This window comes from Bacteroides salyersiae (assembly GCF_031172035.1).
Classification (GTDB): domain Bacteria; phylum Bacteroidota; class Bacteroidia; order Bacteroidales; family Bacteroidaceae; genus Bacteroides; species Bacteroides salyersiae.
Genome location: NZ_CP133452.1, coordinates 3257671 through 3272956, shown reverse-complemented (window position 1 = coordinate 3272956; position 15286 = coordinate 3257671). Strand labels below are relative to the sequence as shown.

At 41.5% G+C, this 15286-nt stretch carries 14 protein-coding genes; 6 read left to right on the top strand and 8 right to left on the bottom strand.

Annotation, left to right across the window (positions count from 1 at the left end):
* Positions 1-7: 7 nt before the first annotated feature.
* Positions 8-736 (bottom strand): DUF4369 domain-containing protein, encoded by a 729-nt coding sequence (locus tag RB604_RS12065; protein ID WP_025819163.1) that lies wholly within the window; start codon positions 734-736, stop codon positions 8-10.
* 235 nt (positions 737-971) lie between these two features.
* On the opposite strand from RB604_RS12065, the gene RB604_RS12060 reads away from it, so the two are divergent.
* The 3 genes from RB604_RS12060 to RB604_RS12050 are packed head-to-tail and all read left to right on the top strand — an operon-like array spanning position 972 to position 6632.
* Positions 972-2222, top strand: a complete 1251-nt coding sequence (locus RB604_RS12060; RefSeq protein WP_005923804.1) for an anaerobic sulfatase-maturation protein — start codon at positions 972-974, stop codon at positions 2220-2222.
* Positions 2223-2274: 52 nt separating this feature from the next.
* A complete protein-coding gene (locus RB604_RS12055; RefSeq protein WP_005923807.1) occupies positions 2275-4440 on the top strand; it encodes a S46 family peptidase in 2166 nt (721 codons plus the stop codon).
* Positions 4441-4469: 29 nt separating this feature from the next.
* Complete coding sequence (locus tag RB604_RS12050) at positions 4470-6632, top strand: S46 family peptidase (RefSeq protein WP_055295495.1); 2163 nt, start codon at positions 4470-4472, stop codon at positions 6630-6632.
* An 83-nt stretch (positions 6633-6715) separates the two neighbouring features.
* Here the strand turns inward: RB604_RS12050 and RB604_RS12045 are convergent, their stop codons facing one another.
* The 3 genes from RB604_RS12045 to RB604_RS12035 are packed head-to-tail and all read right to left on the bottom strand — an operon-like array spanning position 6716 to position 8822.
* Positions 6716-6898 (bottom strand): type II toxin-antitoxin system HicB family antitoxin, encoded by a 183-nt coding sequence (locus RB604_RS12045; RefSeq protein WP_005923813.1) that lies wholly within the window; start codon positions 6896-6898, stop codon positions 6716-6718.
* A complete protein-coding gene (locus tag RB604_RS12040) occupies positions 6895-8019 on the bottom strand; it encodes a glycosyltransferase family protein (RefSeq protein ID WP_055295492.1) in 1125 nt (374 codons plus the stop codon). Before RB604_RS12040 ends, RB604_RS12045 begins: the two co-directional genes overlap by 4 nt.
* Positions 8016-8822 carry a UDP-2,3-diacylglucosamine diphosphatase gene (locus RB604_RS12035; protein WP_005923819.1) on the bottom strand — a complete coding sequence of 269 codons (807 nt, stop codon included), beginning with the start codon at positions 8820-8822 and terminating at the stop codon, positions 8016-8018. Before RB604_RS12035 ends, RB604_RS12040 begins: the two co-directional genes overlap by 4 nt.
* Positions 8823-8992: 170 nt before the next feature.
* On the opposite strand from RB604_RS12035, the gene trxA reads away from it, so the two are divergent.
* On the top strand, positions 8993-9298 hold the full coding sequence (gene trxA / locus RB604_RS12030; protein WP_005923822.1) for a thioredoxin: 306 nt from the start codon (positions 8993-8995) through the stop codon (positions 9296-9298).
* A gap of 2 nt (positions 9299-9300) precedes the next feature.
* Positions 9301-9771 carry a thioredoxin family protein gene (locus RB604_RS12025; RefSeq protein ID WP_055295489.1) on the top strand — a complete coding sequence of 157 codons (471 nt, stop codon included), beginning with the start codon at positions 9301-9303 and terminating at the stop codon, positions 9769-9771.
* 81 nt (positions 9772-9852) lie between these two features.
* On the opposite strand, the gene RB604_RS12020 is transcribed toward RB604_RS12025, so the two are convergent.
* The 3 genes from RB604_RS12020 to RB604_RS12010 form a co-directional block, all read right to left on the bottom strand.
* Entirely contained in the window at positions 9853-10488 is a 636-nt protein-coding gene (locus RB604_RS12020; protein WP_005923826.1) for a SagB/ThcOx family dehydrogenase, read from the bottom strand.
* A 137-nt stretch (positions 10489-10625) separates the two neighbouring features.
* Entirely contained in the window at positions 10626-11183 is a 558-nt protein-coding gene (locus RB604_RS12015; protein ID WP_005923828.1) for an NADH peroxidase, read from the bottom strand.
* Positions 11184-11208: 25 nt separating this feature from the next.
* Entirely contained in the window at positions 11209-11625 is a 417-nt protein-coding gene (locus RB604_RS12010; RefSeq protein ID WP_044093968.1) for a Fur family transcriptional regulator, read from the bottom strand.
* Between the two features lie 354 nt (positions 11626-11979).
* On the opposite strand from RB604_RS12010, the gene RB604_RS12005 reads away from it, so the two are divergent.
* The gene (locus tag RB604_RS12005; protein WP_007480418.1) at positions 11980-13908 is read left to right on the top strand and encodes an NAD(+) synthase; all 1929 of its coding nucleotides are present in this window, start codon (positions 11980-11982) and stop codon (positions 13906-13908) included.
* A 211-nt stretch (positions 13909-14119) separates the two neighbouring features.
* Here RB604_RS12005 and hisB read toward each other — a convergent pair whose 3' ends face one another.
* Positions 14120-15244, bottom strand: a complete 1125-nt coding sequence (gene hisB / locus RB604_RS12000) for a bifunctional histidinol-phosphatase/imidazoleglycerol-phosphate dehydratase HisB (protein WP_007480417.1) — start codon at positions 15242-15244, stop codon at positions 14120-14122.
* Positions 15245-15286: the final 42 nt, after the last annotated feature.

Sequence of the window (15286 nt, the reverse complement as noted above, 5' to 3'; positions counted from 1 at the left end):
TCCTAACTCAGTTACCGACAGAGGCGTTTTGTTCTAAACGTTGATGTTCTTCAATAAGCTGCATATTTTCCTTCGCCTTAGAAATGAACTCTTTCACCATTTTATTCATTCTAAAGGAATAAGGAGCATCTTTCATTATATCTTCTATCTGAGGAGTCATTATTGGATAAGGAAGATTGCTACACAACATCATAAAGACGCTCGGTCCTAAGACAGTTTCATAATTATCGGAAATAAACTTTTTCACATACCGATTCATATCATCGACCAACGCTTCTCCTTCTTTAGTCAACTGTTCATGGATATCAGCCAAGTCCGCTCCCTCCATCACCATACGCGCCTCTTTACGTTCAAGTTCTTCAATCTTTATGTCCATCGCATTTTTCTTATCGATGAAATCATAAAGAGCTTCATTGAGCGGGGTACCTTCTGCCGACAATTCGGTATTAGCAATCGTTATTTTGATATTACCCTTTTCAATTACCAAAGGCATAATAGCCTCATTATCCATATAAAGAGTAGCCATCATGATGGAATCTACCACACCTTTCATCGTAAACAAGCCATGAATTACCTCCGCTGAGTCTATTTTCACCCACTTTCCGTCCTCCAATGTTTTTATAAACAGCATTCTACCGTCAAGGCTACTCACCGATGATACCCCCTCAATCTTATACTTACGGCTACAGGAAGTAAAGATCACGAGGAAAAACAATAAAGGCAAAAACTTATTCACACGTATCTGTTTATAGATTTTCATACTGCAAAGGTACAACGGATTCAGATTTGAATGAAACATTTTATCAATATTTAAAATTTGTAAGACTCTTTTCTTTAATAATCCTTATAAACATCTGTTTTTGGTATGTATTTTCATTTAGTTTACCTAAATTTGCAGACTATGACTTGACAAATAGTCAATAGAAAAGCCTCATGATTCATAATTTATAATTCGTAAACAGAGAGATAGAATGTCAACTTATGCCCCCTTTGCCAAACCGCTCTACGTGATGCTAAAACCTGTCGGAGCTGTATGCAATCTTGCATGCGATTATTGTTACTATTTAGAAAAATCCAAATTATACAAAGAAAATCCGAAACATGTAATGAGCGAGGAACTCCTTGAAAAATTCATAGAGCAATACATTAACTCGCAAACAATGCCACAAATACTCTTCACATGGCATGGTGGAGAGACATTGATGCGCCCGCTTTCTTTCTATAAAAAAGCGATGGAACTGCAAAAGAAATACAGCCGGGGACGCACTATTGACAATTGCATACAAACCAACGGCACAATGCTGACGGATGAATGGTGTGAATTCTTTCGCGAAAACAATTGGCTGGTAGGCGTGTCTATCGACGGGCCACAAGAATTTCATGACGAATACCGGAAGAATAAACAAGGAAAACCTTCTTTCGTAAAAGTAATGCAGGGTATCAATCTACTCAAGAAACATGATGTACAATGGAATGCAATGGCGGTAGTCAACGATTATAATGCCGATTATCCATTAGATTTTTATCATTTTTTCAAAGAACTCGATTGTCACTATATACAATTTGCCCCTATCGTAGAACGTATTTTCGAACATGCCGACGGACGTCAACTGGCTTCACTTGCCGAACAGGAAGAAGGAAAGCTCGCTGATTTCTCAGTCACTCCGGAACAATGGGGAAACTTTCTTTGTACTTTGTTTGACGAATGGGTGAAAGAAGATGTAGGCAATTACTACATACAGTTATTCGACTCTACACTCGCCAACTGGGTCGGTGAGCAGCCGGGAGTGTGCTCTATGGCTAAAAACTGTGGTCATGCCGGTGTCATGGAGTTTAACGGGGATGTATATTCCTGTGATCATTTTGTATTTCCGGAATATAAATTAGGCAACATCTACAATAAAACTCTGGTAGAAATGATGTATAGCGAAAAGCAAAATGCTTTCGGACAAATGAAACAAAATTCTCTGCCAACACAATGTAAAGAGTGCGAATTCTTATTTGCATGTAATGGAGAATGTCCTAAAAACCGCTTTATCCGAACTTCCAACGGAGAATCCGGATTGAATTACTTATGCAAAGGTTATTATCAATTCTTTAAGCACGTAGCCCCTTATATGGACTTCATGAAAAAAGAACTGATGAACCAACGCCCGCCGGCAAATATAATGGAGGCACTGAAAAAGGGAGAGGGGAAAATGGAGAAGGGAGAATTATTATAAATCATAAGTCGTAAATAGATTGTAAATCAATTATAAATCATAAATTAAAAAGATGAATAAACTAAAACTTTGGGGACTGGCGCTTATGACGCTGGTTGTTGGTTCCGCTAAAGCGGATGAAGGAATGTGGTTGTTACAATTAATGCAACAACAAAATTCCATCGACATGATGAAAAAACAAGGATTGAAACTGGAAGCAAACGACCTTTACAATCCAAACGGGATATCCCTAAAAGATGCAGTAGGTATCTTTGGCGGAGGCTGTACAGGAGAGATTATCTCTCCGGAAGGCCTTATTCTGACAAATCATCATTGCGGATATGCCTCTATCCAACAACATAGCTCGGTAGAACATGATTACCTGACAGATGGCTTTTGGGCTACTTCAAGAGACAAAGAATTACCTACTCCGGGCTTAAAATTCACATTTATCGAACGGATCGAGGACATTACCGATCTGGTAAATCAAAAAATAGAATCAAAAGAAATCACAGAAGCTCAATCATTTACAACAGCTTTCCTCAATAAGTTGGCAAAAGAGCTTTGTGAAAAAAGCGATCTGAACGGCAAACCGGGAATCGTGCCTCAAGCTCTGCCTTTCTATGCAGGCAATAAATTCTACATGTTTTACAAGAAAGTGTATCCGGACGTACGCATGGTAGCTGCTCCTCCCTCATCTGTCGGTAAATTCGGTGGTGAAACGGATAACTGGATGTGGCCACGCCACACCGGCGATTTCTCCATGTTCCGCATTTATGCCGATGCAAATGGTGAACCGGCCGAGTATAGCGCAAGTAATGTACCGTTAAAAACCAAAAAACATCTTGCCATCTCTCTCAAAGGGCTGAAAGAAGGAGACTATGCCATGATTATGGGGTTCCCGGGAAGTACCAGCCGTTACCTTACCGTATCGGAAGTAAAAGAACGAATGAACTCAACCAACGAACCGCGCATACGGATACGTACAGCCCGTCTCAACGTGTTGAAAGAAGTAATGAACGCCAGCGACAAAACACGTATCCAATACGCCAACAAATACGCAGGCTCCTCCAACTACTGGAAGAACTCTATCGGCATGAACAAAGCCATCATCGACAATGATGTATTGGGAACAAAAGAAGCGCAGGAAGAACGTTTCGCTAAGTTTGCCAAAGAGAAAAACAATCCGGCTTACATGAATGTAGTAAAAGAGATAGATGATGCGGTAGCCATCACTGCTCCTCTTGTATATCAGGCCACTTGCCTGACAGAATCATTCTTCTCCGCCATTGAGTTCGGCAGTCCTTACCAAATCATGGAGAAACTGGAAAAAGCATTGGAAGAGAAGAATGATTCGGCAGTCAATGCCAACATCAAAGTATTGGAAAACGTTTTTGCCAGTATACACAATAAGGATTATGACCATGAAGTAGACCGTAAAGTAGCCAAAGTTCTGTTCCCGCTTTATGCTGAAATGATTCCTGCAGAACAGCGTCCGGCTTTCTACAGTACGATTGAAAAAGAATATAAAGGAGATTACAATAAGTTCATCGACGCAATGTACGATTCGTCTATCATGGCTAATCAGGCCAATTTTGATAAATTCATCAAAAAACCGACTGTAAAAGCCATCAAAAAAGACTTGGCTACTCAATATTCGCGTGCAAAATATGAAAGCCTGATGTCACTCAGTTCTGCACTCAAAGCGGAAAACGAAAAATTGGCTTCTTTGCATAAAACCTATATCCGTGGTTTGGAGGAGATGAAACTTCCTGTTCCCTCTTATCCCGATGCAAACTTTACCATCCGTCTGACATACGGGAATGTAAAACCATACAGCCCGAGAGACGGTGTGTTCTATAAATTCTATACGACAACGGACGGTATCATTGAAAAAGAAGACCCCGAAAACCGGGAATTCAACGTACCTGCCAAATTAAAAGAATTAATCGAGAAAAAGGACTTCGGAAGATATGCCATGCCTAACGGTGACATGCCGGTTTGCTTCCTGTCCACTAATGACATTACCGGAGGTAATTCAGGAAGCCCGGTATTGAACGAAAACGGTGAGCTGATCGGTTGTGCATTTGATGGCAACTGGGAGTCGTTGAGTGGAGATATCAATTTCGATAATGACCTGCAGCGTTGTATCAACCTGGATATTCGTTATGTGCTCTTTATCCTCGAGAAACTGGGTGGTTGCGGACATTTGATTAACGAAATGACCATTGTAGAATAATTATTCAATATGTGAAACCGTTATTATTGATGAAAAAACAATTATTAATAGCCGTCCTTTCTCTTGCAGTCTTCACAGCCCGTGCCGATGAAGGTATGTGGATGTTGACCGATTTACAGGCACAGAATGCCGCCGTCATGAGAGAATTAGGACTGGAAATACCGATTGAAGAAGTATATAGCCCCAACGGAATTGCCCTCAAGGATGCAGTTGTACACTTTGGCGGCGGTTGTACCGGTGAAGTTATTTCGGCAGAAGGTCTGGTATTGACTAATCATCATTGCGGCTATGGAGCTATCCAGCAACACAGCAGTGTAGAGCATGATTACCTGACAAATGGATTCTGGGCAATGAACAGGAATGAAGAATTGCCGTGCAAAGGATTGACTGTCACCTTTATCGACCGTATTTTAGACGTTACCCCTTATGTAAATGAACAGTTAAAAACAGATGAAGATCCGGATGGGACCAATTATCTCTCTCCCAAATATCTGGAGAAAGTAGCCAAACGTTTTGCCAAAGCAGAAAACATTGAAGTAACCCCGGCAACCAAATTAGAGTTAAAGGCTTTCTATGGCGGCAATCGTTATTATCTTTTCGTAAAAACAGTGTATAGCGATATCCGTATGGTAGGAGCACCTCCTTCTTCAATAGGCAAATTCGGTGCTGATACAGACAACTGGATGTGGCCTCGTCATACAGGAGATTTTTCTCTGTTCCGTATCTATGCCGATAAAGACGGTAACCCTTCAGAGTATTCGAAAGAGAACATCCCCTTGAAAGTAAAAAAACACCTGACAATCAGTCTTGCAGGTATACAGGAAGGTGACTTTACCTTTGTTATGGGATTCCCGGGACGTAACTGGCGCTATATGATTTCCGATGAAGTGGAAGAACGTATGCAGACCACCAACTTCATGCGTCATCATGTTCGCGGCGCACGTCAAGAGGTATTAATGGAACAAATGCTGAAAGATCCGGCCGTACGTATTCACTATGCCAGCAAATATGCCTCTTCCGCCAATTACTGGAAAAATGCAATCGGTATGAATGAAGGTTTGGTCCGTCTGAAAGTGTTGGATACCAAGCGTGCCCAACAAGAGCAACTTTTGGCATGCGGGCGTGAAAAAGGAGATGACTCTTACCAAAAAGCATTCGATGAAATACGCTCTATCGTAGCCCACCGCAGAGATGCAATGTACCACCAGCAAGCTATCAACGAAGCACTGGTTACTGCGTTGGATTTCATGAAAATACCATCTACTACGGCATTGACTGCGGCACTGGAGAAAAAAGACAAGGAAAAAATCCAAAAGGCCCTTGATGACTTAAAAGAAAAGGGTGAGAAGTATTTTGCTTCCGTGCCCTTCCCGGAAGTGGAAAAGTTGGTAGGAAAACAGATGCTGAAAACTTACATGGGTTATATACCGAAAGATCAGCGCATTGGCATATTCAAAGTGATAGACACCCGCTTCAAAGGAAACAGCGATGCGTTTATAGATGCCTGTTTCAAATATTCTATTTTTGGAAATAAAGAGAATTTCGAGAAATTCCTTAAAAAGCCAAGCTTGAATAAGATGGATAAGGATTGGATGATTCTCTTTAAATATTCCATCACAGACGGATTGATGCAAACAGCATTAGCCATGCATGACGCCAATAAAAACTATGATGCCGCCCATAAGATTTGGGTGAAAGGAATGATGGACATGCGTAAAGAAGCCGGTATCCCGATTTATCCGGATGCAAACTCCACACTGAGATTAACCTATGGCAAAGTGGCCTCATACGAACCGGCCGATGGAGCCGTATACCAATACTACACGACCTTGAAAGGTGCCATGGAGAAAGAAGACCCCGACAACTGGGAATTTGTCGTACCTGCCAAACTGAAACAGCTATACGAAGCAAAAGACTACGGCCGCTATGCCATGAAAAATGGCGAAATGCCGGTTTGCTTTATTGTAGATACAGATAATACAGGAGGAAATTCCGGTAGTCCGGTATTCAATGGAAAAGGACAATTGATAGGTACCGGTTTCGACCGTAACTATGAAGGTCTTACCGGTGATATCGCCTTCCGCCCTTCTTCTCAACGTGCAGCCTGTGTAGACATTCGCTATACACTCTTTATCATCGAAAAATATGCAGGAGCTTCACATATCATAAAAGAAATGGATATCAGTGATTAGCGGTTCAGCGATTGGTGATTAGTGACTGCGCTATATGCCGTATGACACTAATCACCAATCACTAACCACTAAACCGTTAATCACTAAATAAACTCTTCTACCAAATACATTTCATCCAGAAATTCTTCCATTGTCTGCTGCAAATTTTCCACAGCTTCCTCAGGAGAGTCTCCATACGCATTACATTGTATATTCACGACAAGCCAAGCATAATAACCTCCGTCAGAGGTACGTTCTAATATATAGTCCGTTCTTTTTAATTTCATATCGGCAAATAATTTGTTAATGTAGGTATATTTACTATTGATTGATGATCTGCTAACTTTTCCAATTCATCAATGATGTGGCGTTCGCTACTACGCGCCCAGTAGATAAATTCCCGATTAGGGCAATAGGTTTCCGAAAACCGGAGTAACGATTCCAATTCGAACGAGTCGCTCATAATTCCCGCACCGGAGCGAACTGCGTCATGTGCATTGCAGTCCTGTTCGATATGGGCAGGCACCATCAATACCGGCTTACCTAAGTACATGGCTTCACAGATAGACTCAAAACCGGCCGTACTGGCATAGGCACTACACCCTGCCATGTAATTAAGAAACTTCACATCATCGATCCGATGAAAACTCAGTGTTTCATCTACATGCATCTCCTCTTCAACATCAGCTTTATCCCAAAAGAAATGCAAGGATATTTCAGGATGAGTTGTATGAAAAGCCTCCACGCTGTCCGAAAATCCGGAATTCACCATATAGCCATGGATATAATGTCCCGTTTCCGGACGGATAGCCGCCACTTCCTGCCTGAGTAAAGGAGGAACGACCACAATATTATTCACCGGATCTTGGGCCATCTTACGAAAAGACAAGGCCAACCGTTTTTCTGCTTTCAAACTTGTCATCCGGGTAAAAAAGCGAAGCAAAAACAATTGTACCGAGCTCTTTTTCGGAAATTCAAACTCACGATGCAAAAACAAATATTGATGGCCGATACATATATACGGAACGGAGGGACGGAAGAATGCATAGGTAAGGCCGGTTAAAAGTTCGTAGAAGTTGATCACAACTTCCGCCCCTGTCTCCCTGATCCGTTGGTTTATATAACACATACTCCGGAAATATTCCGGTAAATGTATGAGATTATAGACAAAACTCTTTTTTAAATCAGCCCGTTTGTTATCTGGTGCAGGCATGAAGTTCGGACTAAGAAAACGCTTCACCGGCGCTTGTATATTACGGTTAAAGAATCCCGGCAAAGTACGCGACGAACTCTTGCCAACGAGTACTTCCACCACTTCGTGCCCATTACGCCGTAATATCTCTTCAAGCGTCAGCGCTTGGGTCAAATGCCCTCTCCCTTCCCCCTGGACAATAAATAAATATTTCATGAGGCTATTGTTATTTGTTCGGTTTCTTTTTCTTTCAACTCTCTGTCAGGCATCGACATACTATCAAAATAACGCACGCTCCAGTTTCCATCCTCGTCTTCCGTCAAAGCCGAAAGCGTCTCTACCCAATCACCGGAATTCAGATAATGAATATCATCATAATATGTATTGGCAGGATGATGAATGTGCCCGCAAATGACTCCATCACATTTTCTGGCCCTTGCCAACGTCACCAACTCCTTTTCAAAATCAGAAACATAAGAAACGGCCGATTTCACTTTATTCTTGATAGACTGGGAAAGCGAATAATAGGGTTTCCCCTGCTTCATTCTCCGGGCATTGTATACCTTGTTGAGCCAAAGCAAAAACGTGTATCCGGTATCCCCCAACTTTGCAAGCCACTTCATACGGGTAGTCACTGTATCAAAAATATCTCCGTGCGTCACATAGTAGCGCCTGCCATGACTTTCATAAATGCAGTCTTTAACAATCTGTATATTATAAAAGTTCAACGGTGCCAGATTATCAAGAAAATCGTCATGATTACCACGGACATAGATAACCTGCGTACCGAAATTTTCCATCATCTTCATTATCACTTTGAAGAAATCCGTATGCTTCGCTTTCCACTTGCTTAAACCACTTTTTTGTAAATGCCATCCGTCAATGATATCTCCATTCAATATCAAACGGTCGCAATTGATTGATTTAAGAAAACGGGTTACCTCCTCAGTTTTGGAGTGCTGGGTCCCCAGATGAATATCCGAGAGGACAACGGTGGGATAATACGTGCGTAAATACATAATCTTTGAATTTTTCGATATACAAAAGTCAGTATTCGGCATTACAACCAGATGTCTGCAAGATTACTATTTTATGAACAAAAACCGCATTCCGGCGTTATATATTTAAAAATAGTAATTATATTCGCAGCCTGAAAAGGCTGGTAATTCATTTTAAGAAAGGAAAAATCATGGAAAAATTTGATGAATTAATACAGTCACCGGTTCCCGTATTGGTAGATTTCTTCGCAGAATGGTGCGGTCCTTGTAAGGCAATGAAGCCTATACTCGAAGAAGTAAAATCTAAAGTAGGAGATACAGCACGCATTGTTAAAATTGACGTAGACCAGCACGAACAACTGGCAGCCAGATTTAAGATACAAGCCGTACCTACATTTATATTATTCAGTAACGGAGAATCGGTATGGCGTCACTCCGGAATGATACATGCCAGCGAACTGACAGGAGTAATAGAACAGTATTCACATAAAAATTAAGAATGAAGAAAGTATTAGCTATGGTAGCTTTCGTCATGATTGGCGTCATCGTTTACGCTTTCAATGACGAAAACAGAATAAATGTAGATCAACAAAGTAAAAAAGAGGTAAAAAGTGGTGAAGTCATTGTGATGAATAAAGAAATGTTCATCAAAGATGTATTCGACTACGAAAAAAGTGAAGAATGGAAATACAAAGGTGACAAACCTGCTATTATCGACCTCTACGCCGACTGGTGCGGTCCTTGCCGCATGACAGCTCCCATCATGAAGTCGTTGGCCAAAGAATACGACGGAAAAATTGTAATTTATAAAGTAAATGTAGATAAAGAAAAAGAATTGGCAGCTTTGTTCAATGCAACAAGCATCCCTCTTTTCGTATTTATCCCCATGAACGGAGAGCCTCAGCTTTTCCGTGGTGCGGCAGATAAAGCCACCTACCAAAAAGCGATAGACGAATTTCTATTAAAATAGCAGTAAAATAGTGGGTTAATGATAAGTGATTAGCAAGTTGCGCTGTAATCCGCAAGGCACTAATCACTTATCATTAATCCATTATTTATAATATCCCACCGGATGATTCATCAACGCCAATTGGCTCTCTTTCAATTTCAGTACACTTTTCAGTTTTGCAGTATCCATCGAAGCACGCGGTACAGTCGCCAGATTAGCTGCGGCACAGAAAATAGAAATATTCTGTGAAACGATACCGGCATCCACCGCCCCCATCAATTGAGTATGGGTATTCTTTGCATCGCCCAGACGTGACAAATCACTGACCAGTAACAGAGACACCGGTGCTGTTTTTACAAAAGCCTGCCCACCTGCTACGGCATCACGATGATCACCCTCGGCAACCAAGTTCAACTGATGCGCTTTGGCATCATACAAATAAGTACCCTGCGGCAACACGACGTAAACATCTACATCCTGCTTGTTCATCGCCGACGGTGCCGTACGTTTCCCATCCGCCGGGCGATTTACACCATTGGCAGCCCATAACAAATCCGATAAATCGGCAGAAGTCAATGCTTTGGCAGCATATTCACGAGTAGAATGACGTTCAGACAATGCATTCATCACCGATCCCGAACGGTTCATGTTGGGTTTGGGCAGTTTGATTACTTTCTCAGCAGCAAAAGCAGCTACCGAAACCAATAGACACAATAATAACAATTGTACTTTTCTCATAATCTGTGAAATTAAAATTGATGCACAAATATAACCGTATCTTATTGATTCCTTGCATCCTATAAGAAAGTTTAATAAAAAAAGGCCTGTACCTTTCTGAAGATACAAGCCTTTCATCCATTTACGAATTATACTGATTATTTCTTTCCGAAATAACGGTTGTAAAGTCCCTCGAAACCTTTACCGTGACGGGCTTCGTCCTTACACATTTCATGAACCGTATCATGAATAGCATCCAGGTTCAATGCTTTAGCACGTGTAGCGATACGTTTTTTGTCTTCGCAAGCACCGGCTTCGGCATTCATTCTCTTTTCAAGGTTAGTTTTAGTATCCCATACGCAGTCACCCAACAATTCTGCAAATTTAGAAGCGTGCTCTGCTTCTTCCCAAGCATAACGCTTGAAAGCTTCAGCTACTTCCGGATATCCTTCGCGATCAGCCTGACGGCTCATTGCCAAGTACATACCAACTTCTGTACACTCACCCATGAAATGGTTATTCAAATCCTTGATCATCTCTTCGTCACAACCTTTGGCAACACCGATTACATGTTCGTCAACAAAAGTAAGAGCACCACCTTCAGATTCAACAACTTCTACGAACTTGCTTGCAGGAGCTTTACACAAAGGACATTTCTCAGGAGCTGCGTCACCTTCATAAACGTAACCGCAGACAGTACATCTAAATTTTTTCATTTTGTCTTTAATTTTAATTAATTAGTCAATACGTATCTTTTCTTAAACAATTCTTACAAACACCCTTATAATAATAATGTATTTCTTTCACTTCGTGCCCATCTATTTGAGTTTCTTCCACCTCTCTCACCTCTCCCGGAAAAGCCAGATCATAAATTTTCCCACACTCTTTACACAAGAAATGTGCATGTTGTGAAGTATCTGCATCGAAGTTGGCATTCCGATCGTCAATCGTAAGCATCAAAGCAGCACCTTGCTCTGAAAACAATTTCAGTGTATTATAAACGGTTGTTTTCGAGAGTGTTGGCATCGAAGGAGATAATGCCGTATATATTTCATCGGCCGATGGATGCGTACGATGCTCCATCAAATACTCCATAATAGCAATACGCTGCATAGAAGGTTTTATACTGTATTTTAATAACCGATCATATGATTTCATCATTTCCCCTTTCCAAAATTGTAATCAGTACAATTTTAAATCTGATGCAAAGATAAAGATTTCTTTTGTTACCGCAAACAATTCAAAGATAAATTTCACAAAAAACATGCGACAAATTATCCGGATCATCAGAATATGGCAGTAAACAGGCAGAATCTGGCAGTTAATCTTATTAAAGATATACATTCATATATATAAGAAAGCTATTTAGTATTTATCGCACGATTTTCTCAAAACTATTTCCTACTTTTGCAACAAAATAAGATTATTATCATCGTTCATATGTCAAAAGAAGCATGCTATACATGGTAAAGAGCCCCATTGGCATATTGACAAATTAAAGAATTACTCATTATGAACTACGGATTTGTAAAAGTAGCGGCAGCAGTACCCCGGGTGAAAATAGCAGACTGTAAATACAACGCCGGACAATTGGAAAGCTTAATTGCCATTGCAGACGGTAAAGGAGTACAGATTATCACATTCCCTGAAATGTGTATCACAGCCTATACTTGCGGTGATTTGTTCGGGCAGCAACTTTTATTGGAAGAGGCCGAAATGGGGCTGATGCAAATACTGAATAATACCCGCCAACTGGACATTATCTCTATCTTGGGAATGCCGATAGCGGTAAATTCTACCGTTATCAATGCAGCCGTAGTCATTCAGAAAGGGAAAATCTTGGGAGTAGTCCCCAAAACTTATCTTCCGAACTATAAAGAATTTTATGAACAACGCTGGTTTACTTCCGCCCTACAAGTGGCAGAAGACAACGTACGCCTGTGCGGACAGATAGTACCGATGGGAACTAATCTGCTCTTTGAAACTTCCGATACCACTTTCGGTATTGAAATCTGCGAAGATCTGTGGTCTACCATTCCTCCCAGCTCAACGTTAGCGCTCCAAGGTGCGGAAATCCTGTTCAACCTTTCTGCCGATAACGAAGGTATTGGTAAACATAGTTATCTCCGCTCGCTCATCAGCCAGCAGTCGGCACGGTGCATTGCAGGGTATGTCTTCTCTTCCTGCGGATTCGGAGAATCGACCACTGATGTCGTTTTTGCCGGGAACGGTCTTATCTACGAGAATGGCAGCGAGTTGGCTCATAATAAGCGTTTTAGTCTCGAAGAGCAATTGGTAATCAGCGAAATAGATGTAGAACGTTTACGTGCTGAACGTCGTATCAATACGACATTTGCCGCAAGTAAAGGCACTGTCCCTTCCGACAAGAAGCCACTGCGTATCACAACGGAATTCGTAAACAGCAAAGAATTGAATCTGACACGTACTTTCGATATGCACCCGTTTGTCCCGCAGGGAGAAACGTTGAACGAACGTTGTGAAGAGGTGTTTTCCATACAGGTAGCCGGACTGGCACAACGCCTGGTTCACACAGGAGCCAAGACTGCCGTGATCGGTATTTCGGGAGGATTGGATTCTACGCTTGCCTTGCTTGTCTGCGTGAGAACTTTCGATAAATTGGAACTGCCTCGCAAAAACATTATCGGAGTCACTATGCCGGGATTCGGTACCACCGACCGGACTTATCATAATGCGCTTTCGTTAATGAAATCCTTAGGAATTACGATTCGGGAGATCAGTATCAAGGAAGCATGTATACAGCACTTCAAAGATATAAATCACGATATAAACATACATGATGTAACTTATGAAAACTCCCAGGCACGTGAACGCACGCAAATATTAATGGATATAGCCAACCAAACATGGGGAATGGTAATCGGAACCGGTGATTTGTCGGAACTGGTATTAGGATGGGCTACCTACAATGGCGACCACATGTCAATGTACGGTGTCAATGGCAGTGTCCCAAAAACATTAGTGAAATATCTGGTAAAATGGGTGGCGGAGAATGACATAGATGAAGAGTCACGTATCACCTTGCTCGATATCGTAGAGACACCTATCAGTCCGGAACTGATCCCTGCAGATGAAAATGGAGAGATACAACAAAAAACAGAGGATCTGGTAGGTCCTTATGAATTGCACGATTTCTTCCTCTACTATTTTATGCGCTTCGGATTCCGGCCATCCAAGATATATTATTTGGCAAATATAGCATTCAAAGATATTTATGACGAAGAAACAATCAAGAAGTGGCTTTCCACTTTCTTCCGTCGTTTCTTCAATCAGCAATTCAAACGTTCCTGCCTGCCCGACGGCCCCAAAGTGGGCAGTATCTCTATCAGCCCGCGAGGTGACTGGAGGATGCCCAGTGATGCAAGTTCCGCTACATGGCTTAAAGAAATAGAGAACCTATAAGCAGGAAGAATATCTTCAATACTTACAATGACTACTTATATAGGAATAACAACGGGAAAAGACAACTGATTTAGGTTATAAAAAGAATTCATCCTATTGAAACGATTGGTTTCAATAGGATGAAACTCATGGTTCCATATAATGGAAACGGGTAGTTCCAATAGGATGAAACAAACTGTTTCAATCCGATGAAACAAGTCCGATAACAGAATCAAAGCACCCCTTTGCTGGATGGTAATTCAAAGTGATAGATATCCCGCTTCAGCGCCATCTTCAATGCACGGGCTAATGCTTTGAAGATGCCTTCAATTTTATGATGCTCATTCTGTCCTTCCGCTTTTATATTCAAATTCATTTTTGCGGCATCGCTCAACGATTTGAAAAAGTGCAAAAACATTTCCGTAGGCATCTCTCCTATTTTCTCACGTTTGAATTCTGCATCCCATACTAACCAGGGACGCCCACCGAAGTCAAGGCACACCTGACAAAGACAATCATCCATAGGGAGAGCGTAACCGTATCGCTCAATCCCCCGCTTACTCCCCAAAGCCTGATAAATGCATTCGCCTAAAGCAATAGCAGTATCTTCAATGGTATGATGTTCGTCCACTTCAAGATCGCCTTTCACTTTGATAGTCAGATCCATTCCGGAATGCTTTCCTATCTGTTCGAGCATATGATCAAAAAAGCCAAGCCCTGTAGAAATATCACAAACCCCATTGCCATCGAGATTTAAAGCAACAAAAATATCGGTTTCTTTCGTTGTACGTTTCACTTCCGCTTTACGTTCACCGGCAAAAAGATATTCGGCAATCTTATCCCAATCGGTAGTAGCTAAAGCACAAACCGATTCAAGACCTTTTTCTTCCAACAGTTCGGTAGAGTCTTGCAGATAGATGGCCCGGCAACCTAAATTTTTAGCCAGTTCTACATCCGTAGGACGATCACCGATAACAAAACTACCCGCCAGATCATAGTCCGGGTGATCGATATATTTCGTCAACATTCCGGTACGGGGTTTACGGGTCGGTGCATTATCTTCGGGAAAGCTGCGGTCTATCAGGATCTCATCGAATGTTATTCCTTCACCGGCCAACGTCTTTAACATAAGATTATGTGCCGGCCAGAAAGTTTCCTCTGGAAAAGAATCTGTTCCCAATCCGTCCTGATTAGTGACCATTACAAACTCGAAGTCAAGCTTACTACGGATAAAACCTAAATTACGAAACACCTTCGGATAGAACTCCAATTTTTCCAATGAATCGAGTTGGTAATCCACAGGTGGTTCTATAACCAAAGTGCCATCCCGGTCGATAAACAATATTTTCTTCTTCATGATTAATAATTATTTAGAAATGGGGGCCTCTCCCCAACCCTC